Source organism: Geothrix terrae (assembly GCF_022808775.1).
GTDB lineage: Bacteria > Acidobacteriota > Holophagae > Holophagales > Holophagaceae > Geothrix > Geothrix terrae.
In genome coordinates this window covers 589,517-612,010 of record NZ_JAKZLA010000002.1, presented here as the reverse complement: position 1 = coordinate 612,010, position 22,494 = coordinate 589,517, and the positions used below count along the sequence as shown (strand labels likewise).

At 69.1% G+C, this 22,494-nt stretch carries 19 protein-coding genes; 1 reads left to right on the top strand and 18 read right to left on the bottom strand.

Going from position 1 to position 22,494, the window contains the following annotated elements; genetic code table 11:
• Positions 1-27: 27 nt before the first annotated feature.
• Positions 28-708: an HAD family hydrolase gene (locus MLE42_RS05815; RefSeq protein ID WP_243286932.1), complete on the top strand. Its 681-nt coding sequence runs from the start codon at positions 28-30 to the stop codon at positions 706-708.
• A gap of 231 nt (positions 709-939) precedes the next feature.
• Here MLE42_RS05815 and MLE42_RS05810 read toward each other — a convergent pair whose 3' ends face one another.
• The 18 genes from MLE42_RS05810 to MLE42_RS16035 form a co-directional block, all read right to left on the bottom strand.
• A complete protein-coding gene (locus MLE42_RS05810) occupies positions 940-2,466 on the bottom strand; it encodes an Rne/Rng family ribonuclease (RefSeq protein ID WP_243286931.1) in 1,527 nt (508 codons plus the stop codon).
• Between the two features lie 256 nt (positions 2,467-2,722).
• Positions 2,723-3,121, bottom strand: a complete 399-nt coding sequence (panD, locus tag MLE42_RS05805) for an aspartate 1-decarboxylase (protein ID WP_243286930.1) — start codon at positions 3,119-3,121, stop codon at positions 2,723-2,725.
• Positions 3,122-3,238: 117 nt separating this feature from the next.
• Positions 3,239-3,781, bottom strand: coding sequence for a hypothetical protein (locus tag MLE42_RS05800; protein ID WP_243286929.1), 543 nt, complete (start codon positions 3,779-3,781; stop codon positions 3,239-3,241).
• A gap of 12 nt (positions 3,782-3,793) precedes the next feature.
• A complete protein-coding gene (locus MLE42_RS05795; RefSeq protein ID WP_243286928.1) occupies positions 3,794-4,174 on the bottom strand; it encodes a hypothetical protein in 381 nt (126 codons plus the stop codon).
• 196 nt (positions 4,175-4,370) lie between these two features.
• Positions 4,371-5,255: a pantoate--beta-alanine ligase gene (panC, locus tag MLE42_RS05790; RefSeq protein WP_243286927.1), complete on the bottom strand. Its 885-nt coding sequence runs from the start codon at positions 5,253-5,255 to the stop codon at positions 4,371-4,373.
• Between the two features lie 52 nt (positions 5,256-5,307).
• On the bottom strand, positions 5,308-6,171 hold the full coding sequence (panB, locus tag MLE42_RS05785; protein WP_243286926.1) for a 3-methyl-2-oxobutanoate hydroxymethyltransferase: 864 nt from the start codon (positions 6,169-6,171) through the stop codon (positions 5,308-5,310).
• Positions 6,172-6,232: 61 nt separating this feature from the next.
• Positions 6,233-9,673: an ATP-binding protein gene (locus tag MLE42_RS05780; RefSeq protein ID WP_243286925.1), complete on the bottom strand. Its 3,441-nt coding sequence runs from the start codon at positions 9,671-9,673 to the stop codon at positions 6,233-6,235.
• A 73-nt stretch (positions 9,674-9,746) separates the two neighbouring features.
• On the bottom strand, positions 9,747-10,634 hold the full coding sequence (locus MLE42_RS05775) for a protoheme IX farnesyltransferase (RefSeq protein WP_243286924.1): 888 nt from the start codon (positions 10,632-10,634) through the stop codon (positions 9,747-9,749).
• A gap of 96 nt (positions 10,635-10,730) precedes the next feature.
• Positions 10,731-11,684 (bottom strand): cytochrome c oxidase subunit II, encoded by a 954-nt coding sequence (gene coxB / locus MLE42_RS05770; RefSeq protein WP_243286923.1) that lies wholly within the window; start codon positions 11,682-11,684, stop codon positions 10,731-10,733.
• Between the two features lie 7 nt (positions 11,685-11,691).
• Positions 11,692-12,018 carry a cytochrome C oxidase subunit IV family protein gene (locus MLE42_RS05765; protein WP_243286922.1) on the bottom strand — a complete coding sequence of 109 codons (327 nt, stop codon included), beginning with the start codon at positions 12,016-12,018 and terminating at the stop codon, positions 11,692-11,694.
• Positions 12,019-12,028: 10 nt separating this feature from the next.
• A complete protein-coding gene (locus MLE42_RS05760) occupies positions 12,029-12,631 on the bottom strand; it encodes a cytochrome c oxidase subunit 3 family protein (RefSeq protein WP_243286921.1) in 603 nt (200 codons plus the stop codon).
• A complete protein-coding gene (locus MLE42_RS05755) occupies positions 12,628-14,244 on the bottom strand; it encodes a cytochrome c oxidase subunit I (protein ID WP_243286920.1) in 1,617 nt (538 codons plus the stop codon). The genes MLE42_RS05760 and MLE42_RS05755 overlap by 4 nt, the downstream gene beginning before the upstream one ends.
• On the bottom strand, positions 14,241-15,113 hold the full coding sequence (locus MLE42_RS05750; protein ID WP_243286919.1) for an SCO family protein: 873 nt from the start codon (positions 15,111-15,113) through the stop codon (positions 14,241-14,243). The genes MLE42_RS05755 and MLE42_RS05750 overlap by 4 nt, the downstream gene beginning before the upstream one ends.
• Positions 15,110-15,802, bottom strand: a complete 693-nt coding sequence (locus MLE42_RS05745) for a c-type cytochrome (protein ID WP_243286918.1) — start codon at positions 15,800-15,802, stop codon at positions 15,110-15,112. Before MLE42_RS05745 ends, MLE42_RS05750 begins: the two co-directional genes overlap by 4 nt.
• The gene (locus tag MLE42_RS05740; RefSeq protein ID WP_243286917.1) at positions 15,799-16,959 is read right to left on the bottom strand and encodes a hypothetical protein; all 1,161 of its coding nucleotides are present in this window, start codon (positions 16,957-16,959) and stop codon (positions 15,799-15,801) included. Before MLE42_RS05740 ends, MLE42_RS05745 begins: the two co-directional genes overlap by 4 nt.
• Positions 16,956-18,095: a quinol:electron acceptor oxidoreductase subunit ActD gene (locus tag MLE42_RS05735; protein WP_243286916.1), complete on the bottom strand. Its 1,140-nt coding sequence runs from the start codon at positions 18,093-18,095 to the stop codon at positions 16,956-16,958. The genes MLE42_RS05740 and MLE42_RS05735 overlap by 4 nt, the downstream gene beginning before the upstream one ends.
• Positions 18,088-19,494 (bottom strand): NrfD/PsrC family molybdoenzyme membrane anchor subunit, encoded by a 1,407-nt coding sequence (gene nrfD, locus MLE42_RS05730; RefSeq protein WP_243286915.1) that lies wholly within the window; start codon positions 19,492-19,494, stop codon positions 18,088-18,090. The genes MLE42_RS05735 and nrfD overlap by 8 nt, the downstream gene beginning before the upstream one ends.
• Positions 19,484-22,492 (bottom strand): TAT-variant-translocated molybdopterin oxidoreductase, encoded by a 3,009-nt coding sequence (locus tag MLE42_RS16035; RefSeq protein ID WP_275975714.1) that lies wholly within the window; start codon positions 22,490-22,492, stop codon positions 19,484-19,486. Before MLE42_RS16035 ends, nrfD begins: the two co-directional genes overlap by 11 nt.
• Positions 22,493-22,494: the final 2 nt, after the last annotated feature.

Sequence of the window (22,494 nt, the reverse complement as noted above, 5' to 3'; positions counted from 1 at the left end):
GATTCGCCCGATGATCCACGGGCCCGCATGATCCGCGCCGTCGTCTTCGACCTCTGGAACACGCTGGTCTTCAGCCCGGCGGGCAGCCCGTTCCAGCGGCTGAAGGGCCTGCTGCGGCCCGAGCAGGAGCACCTGCACGCCGCCCTCATGCGGGATGGCATGATCCGGCCCTATGCGTCTGTGGAGGCCTTCCTGGAGGCCTGGCGGGAGCCCGCGGGGCTGGAGCCCGGGCAGATGGAGGCCATGGCCCAGGCCTTCCGCGAGGCGGGGGACCAGGCGGAGTGCTTCCCCGGGGCACCGGAAGTGGTGGCCTCGGTGCGTGACCTGGCTCGGGTGGCGCTGCTCTCGAACACCCAGAGCTTCGGCCTGGAGCTGCTGGATCGCCTGGGCATCTCCGAGCGCATCCGCCTGCAGCACCGGAGCGCGGACCTGGGCGCGCTCAAGCCCGAGGCCGCGGCCTACGAAGCCGTGCAGCGGCGGCTGGGGCTCTTCCCGGGCAACCTCGCCATGGTGGGCGACAGCTGGACCGACGATGTGGAGGGCGCCCTGGCGGCGGGCTGGACGGCCATCTGGGTGAACCGCGAGGCCAAGCCCCGGCCCCACCACGATCCCGACGCGCCCCTCTACGAAGTGCGCAGCCTGGACCGCGTGCCCGAGCTCATCGAGAACCTCCAGCTGGGGATGCGCTGCCCGACGTGCCTGGGGTAGTTCCGATACTCACGAAAAGCTGTTTTCGCCACCGATTTCAGTAATTTCGTTGATAAAAGATGATCCCTCACCCGAGGCCGCATGGGTACCCCTCATGACTTCCGGCTTCGCCGGATGCGGCCTGCGGCCGGCCCGCGCGGGGATCATCCGAGGCCCAATCACCGCAATCACTGAAATCGGTGGCCAAAGGCTTTTCGCTTTTGGGGCGGCCGAACCACTTGCCGGAAACGGTCAGGCGGTGGCGCTGTCCTGGCCGGGCAGCTGCACGTCCATCACCACGGAGTGCCGCGGGGTGTCCGGGCGCTCGATCCACTGCACCCGGGCGCCGAGGAGGCGGGCCAGCTGCAGGAGGCCTTCGCGGGCCTCCTGGTGCAGGGCGCCGGACAGATCCGGATGGAGGGTCAGGCGCACGTCGGCGCCGCGCAGGCGCTCGCCCAGGCGCACCAGCTCGCGGTAGGCCTTTAGGAGTGAGGTCTCGGGGCTCTGGTGGCGGCCGGTGCCGTTGCAGGCGGGGCAGGGCTGGGTCAGCTGCCGCTCGAGAGACGGGCCTGTGCGCTTGCGGGTGAGCTCCACCAGGCCGAACTCGGAGATGCCGCCGGCCCGGGCGTGGTTGCGGTCGCGCTTCAGCTCCTCCTGGAGGCGCGCCAGCACCTCCTCCCGGTGGGTCGGGTCCACCATGTCGATGAAGTCGATGACCACGATGCCGCCCAGGTTGCGCAGGCGCAGCTGGCGCACGATCTCGGGGATGGCCTCCAGGTTGGTGAGGTAGACCGTCTCTTCCAGATCCTTCTTCCCCACGAACTTGCCCGTGTTCACGTCCACGCTGACCAGGGCTTCGGTCTGGTTCAGCACGATGGAGCCGCCGTGCTTGAGGAAGACCTTGGGCTGGCGCGCGGCCTCGATCTCCGACTCGATGCCGAAGGCCTCGAAGATGGGCAGGTCCGAGGTGAAGTGCTTCACCCGGTTGGCCCACTCGGGATGCAGCTTCTCCACGAAGGCCAGCACCTCGCGGTGGGCCTCGGGATCGTCCACCCAGAAGCTGGCCACTTCTTCGCGGAAGATGTCGCGCAGCACCTTCTGCAGCAGGCGCAGGTCGTGCCAGACCAGGCCCGGGGCGGGCACGGTCTCGGCCTTGGCCTGGATCTCCGCCCACATCTGGCGCAGGAAGGCCACGTCGCCCACCAGGTCCTCGTCCTTCTCGCCGATGGCGGCCGTGCGGACGATGAAGCCCTCGCCGGGCTGGGCATGGCTGCGGATCAGCTCGCGGAGCCGCTCACGCTCCTCGGGATCCGTGATCTTGCGGGAGATGCCGATGTGGTCGATGCCCGGCATGAAGACCAGGAACCGGCCGGGGAAGCTCAGGTGGCGGGAGAGCCGGGGCCCCTTGGAGCCGATGGGATCCTTCACCACCTGGACCAGGGTCTCCTCGCCCTCCTTGAGGGGGGGCAGGGGCGGCGGCGGAGGCGGCAGATCCTCGGCGGCCTCCTCCCCGTCCTCCTCGGCGGACAGGTCGGCGCCCAGGCGCTGGGCCATGGGGTCATCCAGGTAGAGGAAGCCGTCCTTGGCCCCGCCGATGCCCACGAAGGCACTCTGCATGCCTGGGAGCAGCTTGGCCACCCGGCCCTTGTACACATCCCCCACCTGGCTCTTGTTCATCGTCCGCTCGAGGAACAGCTCGCAGAGCTGGCCGTTCTCAAGCAGGGCGATGCGCGTCTCCAGGGGGGTCGAATTGACCACCAGGGACTTGCGGACTTCCATGGAACCAACCTTTCAGAACCGTGCAGGAGGTCGCCATGCCCCGACTGCGGGCCCCAGGGCCGTGCCAGGCCGAAGGGTAGGTCATTTCTACCATGACCCTAGGATGCCGCGCCAACCGGGGGAGGTTCCGCGGGCGATGTGAATTGTTTGAAAAACGAAGGCACAGGCCGGATCGTCAGGATTAAAAGGTGGACCAACAGGGTTTAGAATTCGGCTCTAATTCCGTTAATCCTGCCTTCCCTCCTGCTGCAGCTTTTCAGTCCGGGAAGGCGCTGGTGCAGAGGGGGGTGCGCTCCTGGCGGCGGCGCTCGGTGATGCGGTTGCGCTCGTCCACGAAGACCACCTTGGGCGCCACGGTCTCGGCTTCCTCGGCGGTCATCCAGCCGTAGGCGGCGATGATCACCAGGTCGCCCTTCTGCACCAAGTGGGCGGCGGCCCCGTTGATGCCCACCTCGCCGGACCCCGGGATCCCCGGAATCACATAGGTGGACAGACGCGACCCGTTGGTCACGTCGTAGATGTCGATCTTCTCGTTCTCCATGAAGCCGGCGGCCTCGATGAGCAGCGGATCGAGCGTGATCGACCCCACGTAGTCCAGATCGGCCCTCGTCACGGTGGCGCGATGGATCTTACCGAGCAGGAAGTGACGCAGCATGCATCCTCCGGTCCAGGCTCTCAAGGGAGTCCCGGCCAACGCATAAGGATGGACCCAGGTGTACCCTGGGTCCATCCTCGATTTTTACCTAATTCTCTTGTTCAATGGTCGGGCTGGTCAGTTGAAGAGCACCACATGGAGGTCTACGCCCAGCCGGGGCGGGGCCACCGGGGGCGGGGCCACGGGCAGGCGGAAAGCCCCTTCCAGGTCCAGGCGGGCCCGGGGGTCGCGGATCTGTCGGAGCACCCAGCGGCCTTCGATGAAGACGTAGCAGCGGGAGGGATCGCCGGGCACCAGGGCCACGTAGCGCCGGTCGTCGCCGGGGCGCCAGTAGCTGTCCATCCACCCGGGGGCCCGGTAGCGGCGCGGCCGGCCGCGGTCGTGGTCGCGGTCATCGTCGTCGTAGCGGTGGCGCTCGTATTGGCGCGCTTCCTTGTCCCGCTCCTTCCAGTACTTGCGCTCGGCTTTGTCGCGCTCCTTCCAGTACTTCCGGTCTTCGCGATCATCCCGGCGGTCGTCCCTGCGGTCATCACGGCGATCGTCACGCCGTTCTTCCCGCTCGCCGCGCCAACCCCGGTGATCGTCGGGCCGGGCCGTGGCGGGCTGCGCGGTCAGGGTAAAGACCGCCAGGAGGGCGGCGCTCATCAAGGGGCGAAACATGATGCCTCCTCGCTAGTTGAACAGGGCGACGTGGAGGTCCACACCCACCCTGGGCAGGGGCACCGGGGGAGGCGCGGCGGGCATGCGGAGGACATCGCGCACCTCGGCCTGGACGCCCACGGAGAAGCCCTTGCGTAGCTCCCAGCGGCCATCGATCAGGAACCAGGCCCGGTCGGTGTAGCGGGGATCCACGGCGATGTAGGGCCGCTCGGGGAGCCGGGAACCGAACTTCTTGGCCAGGCCCGGAGGCATGCCGCCCTTCTTGGCCAGGCCCGGAGGCACACCATCCCCCCCGCGGGCATGCCCCGGAGGGCCATCGTTGCCGTGCTTCCCATGGCCGCGCCCCTGGGGCATGGCGATGAGAGCCGCGGAAATCAGGATCGGGACGAGCATGGAACCTCCCGGAATGAGTCCCCGGACGGTTGCCTGGAGGACGCCGTCATTCTAACCCCCGACCCGGGAGAACGCCCCCATCCGTGGGAGGAGGCGCGGATAGTCCGAAAGATGGTGGCTCCTTCTGCGAAGAGAGGTTTCAGCCACTGATTGCAGCGCAATCGGGGGCAAAAAAGCCTCTCGCCAAGCAGCCCTTTCAGGCGCCCTGGCTGCCGCCGGTTCCCGCTCCGATCGCCGGGGGGGTCAGGAGGACGTTGTCGATGAGGCGGGTGCTGCCCACGTAGGCGGCCACGCAGAGGGCGGCGGAACGGTCCACGGGGGCCTGCAGGGGTTCCAGGGTCTGGGCGTCCACCAGCTCCAGGTACTGGATGGAGTCCGCCCCGGTCATGAGGGTCCTGGCGGTCTCCAGCAGCTTCGCCGGCTCCCGCTCCCCCTCCTCGTCGAAGGCGGCCTTCGCCGCCAGCAGGCCCTGGCTGAGGGTCAGCGCGCGCTTCCGGCCGTCCTCGTCGAGGTAGGTGTTGCGGCTGCTCAGGGCCAAGCCGTCCGCTTCGCGCACCGTGGGCACCACCACCACGTCCACGGGCAGGTTCAGGTCCCGGGCCATGCGGCGGATCACCGCCGTCTGCTGGAAGTCCTTCTGGCCGAAGAAGGCCAGGTCCGGCTGGACGATGCTGAAGAGCTTCGCCACCACCGTGGCCACGCCCCGGAAGTGCCCGGGCCGGTAGCGGCCGCAGAGCGTTTCCGCCAGGTGGCCGGGTTCCACATGGGTCTGGAAGCCCGTGGGGTAGATCTCCGAAACCTCCGGCATGAACAGCACCGTGGCCCCGGTTTCCAGGCAGAGGTTCTGGTCCCGCTCCAGGTCCCGGGGATAGCTGGCCAGGTCTTCACCAGGACCGAACTGCGTCGGATTCACGAAGATGGACACCACCGTGGCATCGCAGCGGGCGGCGCTCTGGCGGATGAGGGCTCCGTGTCCCTCGTGCAGGAACCCCATGGTGGGGACGAAGCCGATGCGCTTGCCCTCATCCCGCAGGGGTCTCAGGAGGGCACGGAGATCAGCGATGGAACGGACGACTCGCATGGACAAAAGCGGGATCCTTCAGAAGGCGCCTGTCAGTTTACCAAGGGCGCGATCAGGGGTGCCACTGGGTCAGAACCGGACGAACGGCTTCTGGAAGCGTATAGGATTCCCGGTCGTCGGGGAACCCTCCGGAGCGGACATCCTCGGCCCAAAGGGCCAGGGCGTCCCGCAGGTCTTGGAATCCTTCGGCATAGCGGCGCACGAATTTCGGCGAAGTGCCCGGCAGCAGGCCCAGCACATCATGGAAGACCAGCACCTGGCCCGAGCACCGGGGGCCGGCCCCGATGCCGATGGTGGGAATCTCCAGGGTTTCCGTCACCCTGGCCGCCAAATCTGCGGGGATGCCCTCCAGCACCAGGCTGAAGCAGCCCGCGTCCTGCAGCTTCTGGGCGTCCTCCAGCAGGCGGATGGCGTCGCCCTTGTGCTTGCCCTGCACCTTGAACCCGCCCATGGGGTTCACGCTCTGGGGCGTGAGGCCCAGGTGCCCCATGACGGGGATCTCTGCGTCGATGAGGGCGTGGATCATGGGCAGGCGCTTGGCCCCGCCCTCCAGCTTCACGGCCTGGGCCCCCCGCTGGAGGAATCCCCCGGCGTTCCGCAGGGTGTCTTCCACGCTGAGGTGGAAGCTCAGGTAGGGCATGTCGGCCACCAGCATGGCGGCGGGCTGGGTGCGCGCCACGGCCTCCAGGTGGTGGTTCATCATGGCCATGCTGACCGGCAGCGTGTTCTCGAAGCCCAGGCACACGTTCCCCACGCTGTCGCCCACGAGGATCAGATCCACGCCCGCCGCATCGGCGATGCGGGCGGTCGCGGCGTCGTAGGCCGTGACCATCACGAGCTTCCGTCCCGCGTGGTGCCAGGCGTGCAGCTGGGGGAGGGTGACGCGGGTGCGCGCGTCCGCGGGCAGGTGGCTCATGGGGTCTCCGCTGGAAGGTCGAAGCCGTGGACCTCCATGAGACCACCGATGGCCGGATTCGTCATTCGCCTTCGGGCACCACCGGCAGGTTCATCTGGGTGGGGGTCCAGTCCTGGAGGGGGTCGGCGCGGTCGGGGAGGATCCAGCGGAGGCCGGCGGCTTCGACGGTCTGGCGGAAGCGGTGCAGATCCTCGCGGCCGAGGAAGGCGGTGCCCTGGCTTTCGGGCAGGTGGGACCAGAGCTCCTGGAAGCTGGGGAAGGCGTCCTGGAGGCGGGCCTTGGCGCCCAGCTTCTCGCCGCGCTGGAGCAGGAGCTGGGCGCCCTCGGCGCAGGCCTCCACCACCTGGGCGGGGAACTGGAGGTCCCGGGCCGCGGCCAGCACCTCGCTCCAGGCCTCCAGCCCCTCCTCCGCCACGGCCTCGGTGGGAGGCACGGTGGAGAGCAGCAGGGCGTGAGCCCGGTGCCACTCCAGCTCCAGCCAGCGGGAGCCCGAGCCCTCCACAGGGGCCTTGAGGTTCTCGAGGATGGTCCAGCCCTGCTCCGGGGCCTCCTGGCGGGTGCGCTGGGATTCCCGGGCCAGCACCTGGGCCAGCCGGAGCTGGGCCAGCCGGTGGCGCCAGAGCATGCCGGAGGCCTCGAACTGGTCCGCGGCGGCCTTGAAGAGCCGGGCCGCATCGCGCCAGGCGCCGCGGAACCGGGCCACGTCGCCCTGGAGCAGGGTGTGGTCGCCCTGCTCCTCGGGGGCCAGCAGGAGGCGCTGGGTCCCCGACGAGCGGCCCTGGGCCTGGAACAGGGCGTGGTCCGCCGCCACGGGATCGCCCATGGCGGCGAAGGTGCGCGCGCGCCAGACCTGGATCATGGCCACCTGGGGCGCGTCGCCCAGCCGCTGGGCCTGGGCCAGGGCCCGGTCCAGGTGTGTCAGGGCCGGCCCCAGGACCTGCTGAAGGCTCCGCACGGCACCCAGGGCCAGGTGGCTCTGGCTCTGGAGGCCGAGGTCGCCTTGCAGCCGGGCGGTCTGGAGGGCCTCCTGGAGCAGGGTGATGCAGGGGCCGGCCAGGCCCTGAGCGAGTCGCACCTGGGCCAGGCCGATCTGGGCCGGCACCAGGCCGCGGAAGTCCTGCCCGTGCTCCAGCAGGCGCTGGGCGGATTCGAGGTGGCCGGCCGCGCGCTGGAACTGCCCCTGGGCGGCCAGCGCCAGGCCCAGCGCGGTGAGCAGGGCCGCCTGATCCCGGGGCTGAGCCCGGCCGCCGCCACTCTGGCCATGGGGGTGGAGGCCTTCCTCGAGGGCGCGGATGCCCTTGGTCAGGTGGCCCTGCAGCAGGTGGAGCTGGCCCAGGGCCAGGCGCAGGCGGGGCTGCTCGGGATGCAGGGGGTGGTCCTTCAGGCGGGCGGCGGCGCCCATGACCGGCTCCTGGGCCTCGCCGGGGCGGCGGAGGTGGAGCAGGAGCATGGCCCGCTTCCGCAGCACCCGGGCCTCGGCCAGGCGGACGCCCTCGTGGAAGGCGGATCGCCCCAGGGCGTCCAGGGCGCGGTCGAGGGCCTCCAGGGCAAGGTCCGTCACGGGCCGCGCCGGGGCCTCCCCATCCGCGGGAGGCCCCTGGGAGCCGGCGGCCCAGGCATCCGCCAGGTGCTCGTGCAGGCGCGCCTCGTCCCAGGGCCGGGGCTGGAGCTGGAGGGCCTGCTCCACCATCCGCTGCGCCTCCTGGGGGGCTCCGGGTGGGTGGTGATCGAGGGCCTCCAGCACGGCGGCCAAGGCCGTGGCCTCGTCGGAGGCGAGGGCCTGGAGCGTGACGGAGTGGGCCACGGGGCCGCCCTGCTCCTGGATGACCGCCAGGAGGGCGCGGGCCAGCCGCTTGAGTTCGGCCTGGGGTGTGTGGGCGAGCACCAGCTCCCGCCAGCGGGGATCGGGCATGAGGGCCTGGCCGCCCTGGAGCTGGACCAGGCGGGAGCCCAGGGCGCCCTGCTGGGCGTCCTCCAGCGCGTCGCCCGTCAGGCCCAGCAGGCGGCCGAGGGAGCCGGCGGGCACGGGCCGGTCGGCCAGGGCCAGCAGGCGCACCAGGGTGGCGGCGGCGGGGGTGAGTCGCTGGAGGCGGCCCAGGAAGACCTGCTGCACGAGGTCGGCCTGGGCCCTGAGGGCCGCGGGGCGGTCGGGCGCCAGGATCCAGCGGTCCTGGTCCCAGGTCAGGGCGCCCTCCTGCTGGGCCAGCTCCAGGACGTTCCGCAGCAGGCCCGGGTTGCCCAGGCTCTGGGCCAGCAGGTCCGTCACGTAGGCTGGGGGCAGGGCGTGGCGGCCCAGCAGGTCGTCCAGGATGGCGCGAAGGTCTTCGTCCTCCATGCGGTTGACGCCCACCAGGGCGGCGGAGGCCTCCTGCCGCAGGTCCGCGATGAGGGGCTTCAGCCCGGCGCCCTGGGCGCCCGTGGTGAGGGAGAGCAGCCAGGGCAGGTCCGAGCGGTGGACCAGCTCCCGCACCAGCGACAGCACCTCCGGCGCGGCCCGCTCCAGGTTCGACAGGTGGACGAGGCGGGGATGGATGAGGCGGGCGAAATCCAGGGCCTCGAGGGCGGCCTTCACTTCCTCGGGCTCGGGGCCAGGATCCTGGCGGTTCCGGTGGCGCCCGCCAGTGAGGAAGGCGAAGGCCGGCATCCGCAGGGACAGGGCCCGGGCGGTCTCGGGACGCTGGGCATAGAGATCCGCCTCGTTGCCGGCCAGCAGGGTCTCCAGCAGCCGGCCCAGGAACCGCCCGGCGGATTCGTCCGCCGAGGCTTCGAGGGGGTGGACCCAGATGCCCTCGCCCTCGGCCACGGCGCAGGCCCAGGCGGCCAGGTGGGCCTTGCCCACGCCCTCCTCGCCCTGGAGGAGGACGATGCGCTCCATGGGGATGGGGGCGTTGAGGCCGAGCATGAGGGACTTGAGATACGGCAGTTCCTGGCTCCGCCCCCGGAGGGGCCGGGCGATGAGTTCCGACAGGTCCCGGGTGTGGGTCCAGGGAAGGTCGTCGGACAGGGCCGGGGTGGGGACAGCCTCGGGCAGGAGACCGGCGAGCTCCGGCAGGCCCCAGGGAGCCCCGCCGAGGACGCGCGGGACCTGGGTGAGCCCGGCCCGGAAGGAGATGACCTCGGGGTGCAGGAACCGCGGGTGGAGGTCGCGCGCGAGCTCCCGCGCGAGGTGCTGCGTCAGGGCGGCGCGCTGGGCCGGGCCCCAGCCCGGCCACAGGCGGGAGAGGGGCGCTCCCAGGAGGGCCTGGAGGTGCCAGGCCTGACCGTCATCGAAGCCGAAGTGGCCGATGACGGGATCCAGGGGATCGGCGTCGAGGAAGCGGGCCAGGAAGGTGTCGCGCAGCTGATCCAGGTCGCGCTCCGCGGGCAGCGGCGACCAGATCTGCGCCAGGAAGCGCGCGCCATCCAGGTCCCGCCGCAGAAGCTGGAAGGTGCAGCCCTCGCCCTGGCCCAGGTCCATGAGCCAGGCGTAGCGGTGCGTCCCGAGGAAGCGCGTCACATCCACGGATGCGGCTTTCGCGCGGATTCGGCTGGGCGGGCGGGCATGGCCGAGAGTGTACCCCAGCGGGGCCCGTGGACTACCGGCTGAAGAAGGGATCCAGAATGACGGCGGCGGTGAGCACCAGGGCGAAGAGGTTGATGTTCATGAAGACGCGGCGGTAGAGGGGGGCGTCCTGGCCCTCTTTCAGCAGCGGCAGGGAACCGGCGATGAGCCAGGCGGCGCCCAGGCCGAGCATGACTTCCGCGGGCCAGGACACCAGCACCCGGAACAGGGGCAGCAGGCCGCAGGCCGCGGCGGTGCCGCAGGTCCAGGTGAAGGTCAGCCGCGACAGCCGGGGCCGGCCGAAGACGGACACCAGCGTGGGGAAGCCGGCCTTCTCGTAGCCCTCGGCGTGGAGGCCCACCAGCAGCCAGAAGTGGGGCACCTGCCAGATGAAGAAGACGAAGGCCAGAGCCAGGATGGAGGGATCCGCCACGCTGCCGCCGGCGGCGGTCCAGCCGATGGCCGGAGGCAGGGCCCCGATGAGCGAACCCGGCACCACGGCGAAGGCGCTCACGCGCTTCAGGGGCGTGTAGAAGCCGTTGTACCAGCCCAGGGCCAGGGCCCCGAGCAGGGCCGAGGTGAGGTTGTGGGCCGCCAGCAGGACCAGGAAGCCCGACACGGCGAGGATCACCGCCACCAGGGTGGCGCGGCCCGCGGAGATGTCGCCGTGGGGGATGGGCCGGCCCGCCGTGCGGGGCATCAGCGCGTCGTAGCGGCGCTCCTGCACCTCGTTGAGGGCGCTGGAGCCCATGGCCAGGAGCAGGATGCCGATCAGCGTGGTGACCAGGCCGGCGTCCGCGCCGCGGAGAAAGGCCACGTACCCCGCCGCCGCCGTGAACGTGGAGGCCCCGGAGATGCGCAGCTTGGTCAGCTCGAGGAAGGTCGAGACGGGACTGTGCTTGGGGACGGGAATCGCGGCCACGCTCAAATCATCGCTCCTGGTTCAGCCCTCGCCCAGCTTGGCTGGGCGGGGGCGGGGGTCCGGGGGTGTAGGGCGCAAGCCCGGTCCCCCGGACTGTCATAGGCTCTTGAGGTAGCGGACGACCTCGCTGAGCTCCTGCTCCGTCATGGGCGTCTGGGGCATGGCGGGCGGATAGCCACGCACCACCTGCTCCATGGGGTTGGTGATGGCCCGGCGCAGGTAGGTCTCGTCCACGGTGACGACGCGCATGGTGCCGGCCACGAGGACCTCCTCCTGCCGGCCGTAGAGGGCCTTGAGGGTGGGGCCGACTTTCGGCTTGCCGTCCACCGAGTGGCAGGCGAGGCAGCCCTTGGAGGTGAGGACGGCGAGGCCGGGGGGCAGGTCCTTCAGGTCGGGATGGGCCTCCGCGGCGCGGATGGCCTTGCCGGGCTCGGGGGCATCGTCGCCGCCGAAGTACCAGGCCTTGAACTCATCCTCGGGCACCACGATGACCTTGCTCAGCATGAGGCTGTGGTCCACGCCGCAGATGACCGTGCACTCGATGTCGTACGAGCCGAGCTTGGTGGCCTGGAACCAGGTGGTGTTGGTGCGGGCGGGGACGGCGTCGATCTTGAGGCGGAACGAGGGGATGAAGAAGCCGTGCACCACGTCGGCGCTGTGGACCTCCATCTTCATGGGCTTGTTGATGGGGGCGAACAGCACCTTGCTCTTCTTGCCGTTGGGGTATTCGAAGGACCAGGCCCACTGGCGCGCCGTCACGTTCACGGCCATGGCGTCACGGGGGGCCTGGCGCATGTACTCGTAGTTGGTCCACCCGTAGTAGAAGATCGAGAGGAACAGCGCCAGGGGGATGGTGGTCCACAGGATCTCGAGGCCCAGGTGGCCTTCGATCTGCTCGGCCTTCGGGTGGCGCTTCTTGCTGTAGCGCACCACGAAATAGATCATCAGCGCCGTGATGAAGATGAGGAACGCCACGGAGAGCCCGAATACGTAGAAGAAGACCGCATCGGACTTCTGGGCCGAGAGGGCGGCTTGGTTCATCCAGTCCATGGGTGCCTCAGTGGAAAGCGACGTCGGAGAAGAGCAGGGCGAAGAAGATCAGCAGCGTGCCCAGGGTCACCAGGATCACGATCTTCAGCAGGGGGCCTTCGTATTTCAGGTGCATGAAAAAGTAGAACACCAGGCCCGCTTTGAGGGGGGTCATGGTCAGCAGCCCCCAGACGGCGTAGGTCTGGCTGACATGGCTCATGCCCACCAGGCCGGCGGTGAGGATCAACAGGGCCACCCAGACCTTGATGAAGGTGCCGTAGCCCGGGTGCTCGGCCGGATGTTCGGGTTGCTCGACGGTGTTGAGATCGGCGGAATGTTCGGCGTGTTCGCTCATGGTCATGTCCTTACGCGGCCAGGTAGAACAGCGGGAGGAGGAAGATCCAGATCACGTCCACCAGGTGCCAGTAGAGGCCGCTGTTCTCCAGGTGGATGTAGCGGTCCGCGCGGATGCGATCCGTGGCCACCCACCAGAGCATGACGGAGAGGAGCGAGAGGCCGACGATGACGTGGAGGCCGTGGAGGCCGGTCATGGTGAAGTAGAGGCCGAAGAAGACCTGCTCTCCCGGCGGCAGCGTGGCCAGGTGCGGGGCGTTGGGATAGAGGCCATGGTGGAACTTCGCGGCCCATTCGAAGGACTTGATGACCAGGAAGGTCAGGCCCAGGGCCAGGGTGGTGCCCAGGAAGGCCATGGCCCGCTTCTTCTCCGCCCGCTGGATGGCCACGATGGCGAGCACCACCGTGAGGCTGCTGGTGAGCAGCACCACGGTGTTGATGACGCCCAGGGTGGCGTTCAGCTCGGCGCCGCCGTGGTGGAACTCCATGGGGTACTTGTACCGCATGTACGAATAGCCGATGAAGAGGCCGCCGAAGAGGACGATCTCCGTCACCAGGAACAGCCACATGCCGAGCCGGGCGCCGAAGTCGTCGCGGTGGACGTGCTCGCTCATTTGGACTCCTGCTCGAACTGGTAGGGGCCGTGGGTGATGGTGGGGATCGTCTCGAAGTTCTCCTGGATGGGCGGGCTGGGAAGGGTCCATTCCAGCGTCACGCCACCCCAGGGATTGTCCTCAGCCTTCGGGCCCTTGAAGAGGGCGTAGAGCAGGGTCCCGAAGTAGGTCAGCAGGCCCAGCACGAGGAACCAGCTGCCCACCGTGGCCACCACGTGCATGGTGTGGAACTGGGGCAGGTGGACGTAGTAGCGGCGGGGCATGCCCATCATGCCGAGGATCAGCATGCCGAAGTAGAGCATGTTGAAGCCGATGAAGATGGGGAACCAGGAAATGTAGATGGCCGTCTTGGAGTACATCTTCCCGAACATCTTGGGGAACCAGTAGAGCAGGGCCGCGAAGAACCCCATGCCGGTGCCGCCGAACATCACGTAGTGGAAGTGGCCCACGATGAAGTAGGTGTCGTGGATGTGGACATTGATGGCCAGCGCGCCCTGCATGACGCCCGTGAGGCCGCCGATGGCGAAGAGGAAGATGAAGGTGAGCGCGAACAGCAGCGGGGGCTGGAAGTCGATGGAGCCTTTGTAGAGCGTGCTCACCCAGTTGAAGACCTTGATGGCGCTGGGTACCGCCACGATCATCGTCAGCAGCGAAAAGAGCATGGTGGCCAGGTTGCTCATGCCGGAGGTGAACATGTGGTGGGCCCACACCAGGCTGCCCACGCCGGCGATGGCCATGCTGGAGAACGCGATGGCCTTGTAGCCGAAGATGGTGCGCTTGGCGAAGGTGGGGATGATTTCGGTGATGGCGCCCATGGCCGGCAGGATCATGATGTAGACGGCCGGGTGCGAGTAGATCCAGAACAGGTGCTGGTAGAGCAGGGGATCGCCGCCCTTGGCGGGATCGAAGATGCCGATGCCGAAGAATCGCTCGAGGATCACCAGCACCAGGGTGATGGCCACGATGGGGGTGGCCAGGAGCTGGATCCAGGAGGTGGAGTACAGGGCCCAGCACATGAGGGGCATGCGGAACCACTTCATGCCCGGTGCCCGCAGGCGGTGGATGGTGGTGATGAAGTTGATGCCCGTCAGCATGGAGGAGAAGCCCAGCACGAAGGCGCCAAACACCGCCAGGCTCACGTTGGTGCCGGTCTTCAGGCTGAACGGGGCGTAGAAGGACCAGCCCGTGTCCGGGGCCCCGCCGCCGGTGAACAGGGACAGCACCGCAAGGATGGCGCCGGCCATGAAGAAGTACCAGGACGCCAGGTTCAGGCGCGGGAAGGCCACGTCCTTGGCGCCGATGAGGATGGGCAGGAAGAAGTTCCCGAAGACGGCCGGCAGGCCGGGGATCACGAACAGGAAGATCATGATCACGCCGTGGAGCGTGAACAGCGCGTTGTAGGTCCGGGCCGTGATCAGGTGCTGGAAGGTGGTCAGCTGCACCAGGCGCATGACGAAGCCGACGCCCATGGCGACCAGGAAGAAGGCGATCATCGAGAAGAGGTAGAGCAGCGCGATGCGCTTGTGATCCGTGGTGGTGAGCCAGGCCATGAGGCCCTTGCGGGAGCCCGTGTCCACCAGGTAGCTGGGCTGGGCGGTGGCGTGGGTGGTCATTCGGCCTCCTCGGACTTGGTCTTGCGGCCCCGGCGGACGAGGACGACCACGAAGATCAGGGCCGCCAGGATGGTGACGGCGGCGCTGATGGCCGTGGTGTTCAGGACGTACCTGCGCCCTGCAGGGTCATAGCTGAAGCAGAACTTCAGGAACTTGTTGATGGTGGGCTGGGCCTCGCCCCGCCCGGCCTCCTGGGCCGCCAGCTGGAGGTCGGCGGGCAGGTAGGTGACGCCGTACATGTAGCGGGTGACCTTGCCCTGGGGGCTGATGAAGATGATGGCCGCGGCATGGACGAAGTCGTCGCCCACCCGCTTGTACCGGAAGCCCACGGCGTCGGCCAGGGCGCGGCTGGCGGTGGCGGGGCCCGTCAGGAAGCGCCAGGCGGCGGGGGGGAAGGGCCGGGTGATCTCGCCGAGGTAGTTGGTGCGCTTCTGCGAGGCCATCTCGGGCGTGTCCCGCTCGTCGAAGCTGACCGTGAGGACCTGGAAGTCCTTGCCGGGGACCGCCTCCGTGCGGTTCAGCACCTCGACCACCCCGTTGAGCTGGGGCGTGCAGATGCCGGCGCAGCGGAAGTAGTTGAGAGTCAGGATGGTGGGCTTGTCAATGAGCTGGCGCAGCGTGACGGGCTGGCCGTCCTCCCCGGTCAGGACCAGGTCCAGGGGCAGGGTGGCGCCCAGCTTTTCGTCGATGCCCACTTCCTGGGGGGTGAAGGCGGGGGCGGCCGGGCCCTCCACAGCCGCGGGCGCCGGGGTGGACGTCGAGGCGGGCGCCGGGGCGGGCTTGGTCGTCTGGGCCCCGGCCGGGAGACACAGGAGCGCCGCGGCGAGAGTCAGGGCGGAGAAGGCGGCGGGGAGCGGGCGGAAGGTCATGGCCGGCCTTGAGGATGGGCCTCGGCGTACTCCCGGCAGAGGATGTCCACGGCACGGGAGACGGGGATGCGGTTGGGGATGACTTCACCGGCGCTGGCGAAGAGCTTCTCCATCGCGGCGGTGGCCTTCGGATCGCTGGCACCGTGGTCGAAGGCGCCCAGCGACCGCACCACGTGGACGAGAGCCATGCGGTCCCGCTTGGAGAGATCCGTGTAGGCCACCATGGAGCTGCCCTTGATGCCCTCGTTCAGGGTCTTGTAGATGTCCTCGATGCGGGTGCCGTTCTTCCAGCCCGCGTTCTGCGTGAAGTTGCGGGGCATGGGGTTGAGTCCCTTCCCCGCCGGCCCGTCGCCCTTGCCCTCGGGGCCATGGCAGGTGGCGCAGGTCTGCGCGAAGATCGCCTTGCCGCGGGCCATGAGCTCGGGGTTCGGGGTCATGACGGTCTTGGGGTCGATGGGCGGGATGACCTGCCGGGCCTGGGCCGGGTAGTCCGTGGGATCCAGCCAGCCGGTCTCGCCCTGCACGGCCTGGACGGGGGCCGCGGTGGCCTCCGTGTTGGCCTGGTAGCGCAGGCCGGGCAGCACGGTGAAGCCGAAGAAGGCGGCGATGGAGATGAAGCCGATCACCACCAGCAGCGCGGACAGCAGGCGCTTCAGCTCTTCGGGGGAGAGGTAGTCGTGGATCTTCATAGGCGGAACTCCAGGCCCTCGCGGAGGAAGGGATCGCCGACGGGCATGTCCTCGCCCTTCTGCATGGCGCCGCGGACCCAGAGGAGGATCCCGCCCAGGAAGAAGAGGGCGAAGCTGAGCTCGGGCCAGGAGAAGCGGGGGCTGGCGCCGAGGACGGGGAAGATGAGCCAGTAGATGTCGAGCACGTGCGCCCCGAGCATCAGGTAGGCCACGCGGCGCAGGCGCCGGGGGTCCTTCTTCGAGTCCCGGGTCACCAGGGCGAAGAAGGGCAGCACGAAGTGGAGGCCCGCCAGGACGAGCGTGATGAGGTGCCAGGAACCCTGGAGGCGCACCTTGTACCAGATGACCTCGTCCGGCAGGTTCGCGTACCACATGAGCATGTACTGGGCGAAGCCGATGTAGGACCAGAACACCGTGAAGGCGAAGAGGAAGCCGCCCAGGTTGTAGAGGTGGTCGCCCCGCACGCCCTCCAGCCGGCCCTGGTCCTGGAGGTGCAGGACCGCCAGGGCCGTGGCCGCCAGGCCGCTGAGGAAGGCGCCGGCGAAGACGTAGACGCCGAAGATGTCGCTGTACCACTCGGGCGTGAGGCCGGAGATCCAGTCGAAGGCCACCAGCGTCACCACCAGCGCGAAGATGGCCATGAAGGCCGGCGCGAACTTGCGGGCCTTGAAGTTGAAAGCCGGATCCCGGGTGGCGTCCTGCTTGAGCGAGCCGCCCACGAGCACCCAGAGGCCCAGGAGGCAGAGCGCCAGGGCCACGACGGTGCGCACGGAGAAGAAGGGCAGGCTCAGCCAGAAGGCCTTGCCGGCCAGCAGCGGGTGGTGGGCCGCCTCGGGCCGGGCGCCGGGATAGAGCACCGGGATGGCGGCCAGGGCGATGAGGCCCACGGGGACCGCGGGGATCAGCAGGGTGGCCAGGCGCTCGGGGATGCGCCGGATGGGCACGCTCCACTTGGCGTTGACCAGGTGCTCCAGGGCCACGATGAACAGCGAGCCCAGACCCAGGGTGAAGAGGAGCACGAACCAGAAGACCCAGTTGGCCCAGAAGCGCTCGGGGCCGGCGGCGAGGTAGCTGCCGAGGACCCCCAGGGCGCCCACGGCCACGGCGCCCCAGAGCCAGGAGACGGGGAGGTTGGAGGTGTTCTTGTTCGGGCTCATCGGGCCACCTTCAGGTCCTCGTCCTTGGCGTTCTGGGCGCGCTGGAGGGCGCGCACGTAATCCACCACGGCCCAGCGCTCCCGCTCGGAGAGGTAGGGGGCGTGGGAGGGCATGGCGTTCTTGCCGTTCACGATGGCCCAGTAGATCTTGCCGTCCGGGTAGTCCAGGAACTGCTGGGCCTGCAGGTTGGCGGGCTTGGCCCCGTAGGCCGCCGTCAGGCTGCCGACGCCATTGGCCACGGCGCCATGGCACACCTCGCAGCGGTTCTTGTAGACCTTCTTCCCGAGGGCGAAGACCTCCGGGGTGCGTGGCAGCGGGTTCACCAGCGAAGCCGCCTCCTCCTGGGTGCCCGTGGCCGTGGGCAGGTAGCCCCGGGCCACGGTGCCCGGCACCGGCTGCTGCATCCCGTGGCCGTCCTTGAAGAAGCTGGAGGCCTTCTGGGCGTTCAGGCGGGGCTGCTCCTGGATGTATTTCATGGGCGCCAGCACGGGGAACCACTTGGTGGCGAAGTACATCGCCAGCCCGGCCACGACACAGGCGGTGAAGATGCCGCCCAGGGTGCGCAGGACCCAGTCGCTGGTGAGGAAGGGGCTGCGATCCGGCGCGGGCAGGGCTTCGACCTCGATGGCGCCGGCCGCCTGGAGGGCCCGGGCGGCGGCGGCGCTGTCGAAGGCCTCGCTCTCGGCCTCCAGGGCCAGCACGTAGCGGTCCCGCGTGATGCCCTTGATGGCCTTGGACGAGAGCACCGGGTGGCCGAAGAAGGGCAGCTTGTTCAGGAGGAACAGCATCCCCAGGCCCGCGGTGAAGGTGGCGAAGAGCACCGTCACTTCGAACATGATGGGGATGAAGGCTTCCCAGGAACCAGCCGACTTGCCGCCGGTGATGATCGGGTAGTCGATGGCGCTGATCCAGTACTGGAAGCCGAAGGCCGTGATGGCGCCCAAGATGCCCATCACCAGCACCATGCCGCCCAGGGGGGAGCGGCGGAGGCCCAGGGCCTCCTCGATGCCGTGGAGGGCGTAGGGCGTGTAGGCCTCCACGGTGCCCAGCTTGCTGGCACGCACCTGGGGGATGGCCTTCATCAGGGCGTCGGGCGTCTCGAAGACGCCGAGGACGGCGTAGGACGTCTCAGGCATGGTGGTCGTCTCCCTGGTGAGAGGGCTGGGCGCCGGGCAGGATCGCCTTCACCTCGGTGGTGGCGATGACCGGGAGCACCCGGGCGAAGAGCAGGACGAGCGTGAAGAAGACCCCGAAGGTGCCCAGGAGGACGCCGAAGTCGATCATGGTCGGTTTGTAGATGCGCCACGCGGAGGGCAGGTAGTCCTGGTGCAGCGAGACCACGATGATGACGAAGCGCTCGAACCACATGCCGATGGTCACGCCCACGGCCACCAGGACCATCCAGAAGTAGCTGGCGCGGGCCTTCTTGAACCAGAGGATCTGCGGGATGAGGATGTTGCAGCTGATGGTGACCCAGCCGGCCCAGCCGTAGGTGCCCGTGATGATGTTCATGAAGGAGCGGTGGAGGTACTCGTTCATGGAATACCAGGCCGTGAAGCCCTCCATCATGTAGCTGTAGCCCATGAGGCAGCTCATGGCGAGGATGACCTTGTTCATCACGTCCAGGTGGCGCATGGTGATGAGGTTCTTGAGCTGCATGGTCTCGCGCACGACCACCAGCACCATCACCACCATGGCGAAACCGGCGAAGATGGCGCCCGCCACGAAGTAGGGCGGGAAGATGGTCATGTGCCAGCCGGGCACCACCGAGGTGGCGAAGTCGAAGCTCACCACCGAGTGCACAGAGAGCACCAGGCCGGTGGCCAGGCCCGCCAACAGCAGGTAGGCCTTCTCGTAGTGCTGCCAGTGGGAGGCGGCACCGCGCCAGCCCATGGCCAGCACGGTGTAGATGACCTTCCGGACCTTGCCGGTCGCCCGGTCGCGCATGGAGGCGATGTCGGGGATCAGGCCCAGGTACCAGAACATCGCGGACACGGAGAAGTAGGTGTTCACCGCGAAGACGTCCCACAGCAGTGGCGAGCGGAAGTTGGTCCAGAGGGCCCGCTGGTTCGGGTAGGGGAACAGCCAGTAGGCCAGCCAGGGGCGGCCGATGTGGATCAGCGGGAAGATCACGGCGCAGATGACCGCGAAGATGGTCATGGCCTCGGCGAAGCGGGCGATGGCGTTGCGCCAGCGCTTGCGGAACAGGAAGAGGATGGCCGAGATCAGCGTGCCGGCGTGGCCGATGCCCACCCAGAACACGAAGTTGATGATGTCGAAGGCCCAGAACACGGGGCTGGTGTTGCCCCAGGCGCCGATGCCCGTGACGAAGACGTAGCCGATGCAGCCGACGCCGATGAAGAGGGCCGTGAGGGTGACGGCCAGGCCGATGTACCACTGCTTCGGGGGCTTCGTCTCGGGGAAGGCCAGGACCTGGTCGTCCAGGCTGCCGGGGGTGACCACGCCCACCGTGAGGGCGGGCTCGATCAGGGCTTCCGGGATGTCGCCGGGCAGGATGGCGGCATCAGGCTTCATGGTGACCTCCCTCGACGGCGGGGTTCTTCAGATCGGCCAGGTAGGTGATGGCGGGCTTGACGCCCAGCTCCTCCAGCACGCGGTAGGCGCGGCTGGCGGCCACCAGCTGGGCGACCTTGCTCTTGGGATCCTTCAGGTCGCCGAAGACGATGGCGTCCGAGGGGCAGCCGGCCATGCAGGCGGTGGTGATCTCGCCGTCGAGGATGCTGCGGCCCTCGCCCTTGGCGCGGATCTTCACGTCGTTGATGCGCTGCACGCAGAAGGAGCACTTCTCCATGACGCCGCGGGGGCGGACCGTGACCTCGGGGTTGTTCACAAGGGTCTCGGGCTCGGTCTTGTAGGCGGTGTACTCCAGGAAGTTGAAGCGCCGCACCTTGTAGGGGCAGTTGTTGGCGCAGTAGCGGGTGCCCACGCAGCGGTTGTAGGCCATCTGGTTCAGGCCTTCCGAGCTGTGGTTGGTGGCGTTCACCGGGCACACGTTCTCGCAGGGCGCGTTGTCGCAGTGCTGGCACAGCATCGGCTGGTGGACCACCTTCGGGTTCTCCAGCTCGCCCTCGTAGTAGCGGTCGATGCGGATCCAGTGCATCTCACGGCCTCGGGCCACCTGCTCGGGCCCCACGGTGGCCACGTTGTTCTCGGACTGGCAGGCCACCATGCAGGCGGAGCAGCCGGTGCAGGCGGCCAGGTCGATGACCATGCCCCACTTGTGGTCCGGGAACTTCTGATCCTCGTAGAGGGTCACCAGCTCGGGCCCGTGGTGGTGACCCTGGGGGTCGTGGGTGAACTCGTCCATCGTGAGGGAGCGCACCAGGTCGCGGCCCTCCATGCGGTGGTGGCTCTGGGTGCGGGAGAGTTCCTTCTTCCCGCCGGCCTTGGCCAGCTTCGCGCCGCCGCGGACATGGGCGCTGGAGGGATCCAGGCCCACCAGGGGGAAGGCGTTGACGCCCATGCCCTTGGCCACGCCGCCGGTGGTGCGGCCGTAGCCCAGCGCCAGGGCCAGCACGCCCTGGGCCTGGCCGGGCTGGATCACCGCGGGCAGCTTGAGGGTGACGCCATCGACGGCGAGGGTGACCCAGTCGCCTTCCTCGAGGCCCAGGGTCTTAGCGTCCTGCACCGACACGGCCACGGGGTTGTCCCAGGTCATCTTGGTGATGGGATCCGGCGTCTCCTGCAGCCAGCTGTTGTTGGCGTGGCGGCCGTCGTGGGTGGCGAAGCCGGGGAAGAGCACCAGCTCCATCCCGTCGATCTTCGCGGCGGCCTTCTTGGCGGCCGCGGCCACGGAGGCGCCTTTGAAGGCGGGTGCCGAGGCCTTGGCCTCGCCCTTCACCAGGCCGTCGTGCAGGGCCTGCTCGAAGGACGTGCCGAAGGGCAGCTCCTTCTTCCAGCGGGCCTGCAGGTAGGCGTGGTAGCTCTCGGGCATGGAGGCGCCCAGGGCCTTCAGGACGCCCAGGAGGATGTCCTCGCCCTGGCGGGTGTCGTAGAGGGCCCCGATGGCGGGCTGCTGGAGCACGGCGGCGCCGGGCGTGGCGTAGTCGCCCCAGCTCTCCAGCCAGTGGTTCTCCGGCAGCAGCAGCTGGCACTGGGCGGCGGTCTCGTCCTCCACCTGGCCGATCCAGGCCCGGAAGGGCACCTTGGCCACGGCTTCCTTCCACTGGGCGGCCTTCGGGAAGGTGTAGGCGGGGTTCACATCCCAGAAGAGGACCGCGGCGTAGCGGCCCGAGGCCATGCCCTGGGCGGCGGTGTCGAGATCCTTCGCCGTGGCCAGGGGCTCGGCGGCGCGGACGGCCACGGCTTCGGAGTCCAGCATGGCGTTCAGCAGGTGGGCCGCCTGGTGGGCCTCGGCGGGCATCTGGGCGCCGCAGAGCACCACGGCGCTCCGGCCCGCAGCGCGGAGGTCCTTCACCAGCTTGGACCAGGTGGCTGCCGGGATTTCCGCGGGCGCGCCCGCGGAAATCCCGGATAGATCAGCGCCGGCGGGGAGCTTCGCGCCCTTGGCGGCCAGCTCCTTCGCCAGGGCGAAGGCCACGGTGGCCAGGCGCGTGGCCGCCACGGGCACGCGCATGTCCGCGTTGGTGCCCGTCAGCGTGAGGGGGCCTTCCAGCACCCAGAGGCGGTTGATGGAATCCTGGGCGCTCTTGAGCCGCCGCTGGGCGCCCCAGGCGGCCTGGGCCTCGGGATCCTCACCGTTCAGGAAGTCCGCGCCGAGCGACAGGATGACCTTGGCCTTGTCCAGCCGGGGCTGAAGGTCCACGGCCTGGCCGAAGCTGGCCTGGGCCGCCACTTCGGCGGCATCGCCCGCGGCGGGCTCATGGGCCAGGTGCTCCAGGGTGGGCAGGACGGCCTTGAGGTCCGCCAGTAGGGCCTTGCGGCTGGGCGAAACCACGGCGCCGGAAACCAGGAGGACGGGCTTGCCAGCGGCCTTGGCACCCCGGAGCGCCCCGTGGAGCTGGGCTTCCACCTCCGCCCAGCCCGCCACATGGCCGTTGGCCTTCGGGGCCCGGAGGCGGTCGGGGTCGTAGAGGCGCAGCACATCGGCCATGACGCGGGGGCTGGTCTTGCCCTTCACGCCGGGGTGCTCATCGTTGCCGGTGAGGTGGATGGGGCGGCCCTCGCGGGTCTTCACCAGCACGGGATAGACGCGGCGGCCCTCGTGGGTGGCGCTGGCGTAGTAGTTGGCCACGCCGGGCACCACCTCCACCGGGCGCTTGGTGTAGGGCACCACGGTGCCCTGGCCCTTGCGGTCGCAGGCCACGGTGGCGGCCAGCGCGGCGGCGGCGCTCACCAGGCCCAGGAAGTCGCGGCGGGAGACGCCGCTCTGGGGCGGCAGGCCATGAACGTCATCGTAGTTCGGGCCCAGGTCGAGGGATGGCGGGATGGCGCCGGGCAGGAACTCGTCGTGGGCGGCCTGCTGGGCCTCGGGCGTCTCGATGCGCTCCTCGAGGGTGCGCCAGAAGCGCGGGGTCTCGAGGGGGCCGTGTTCAGGGAGTCGTGTCTTCATGG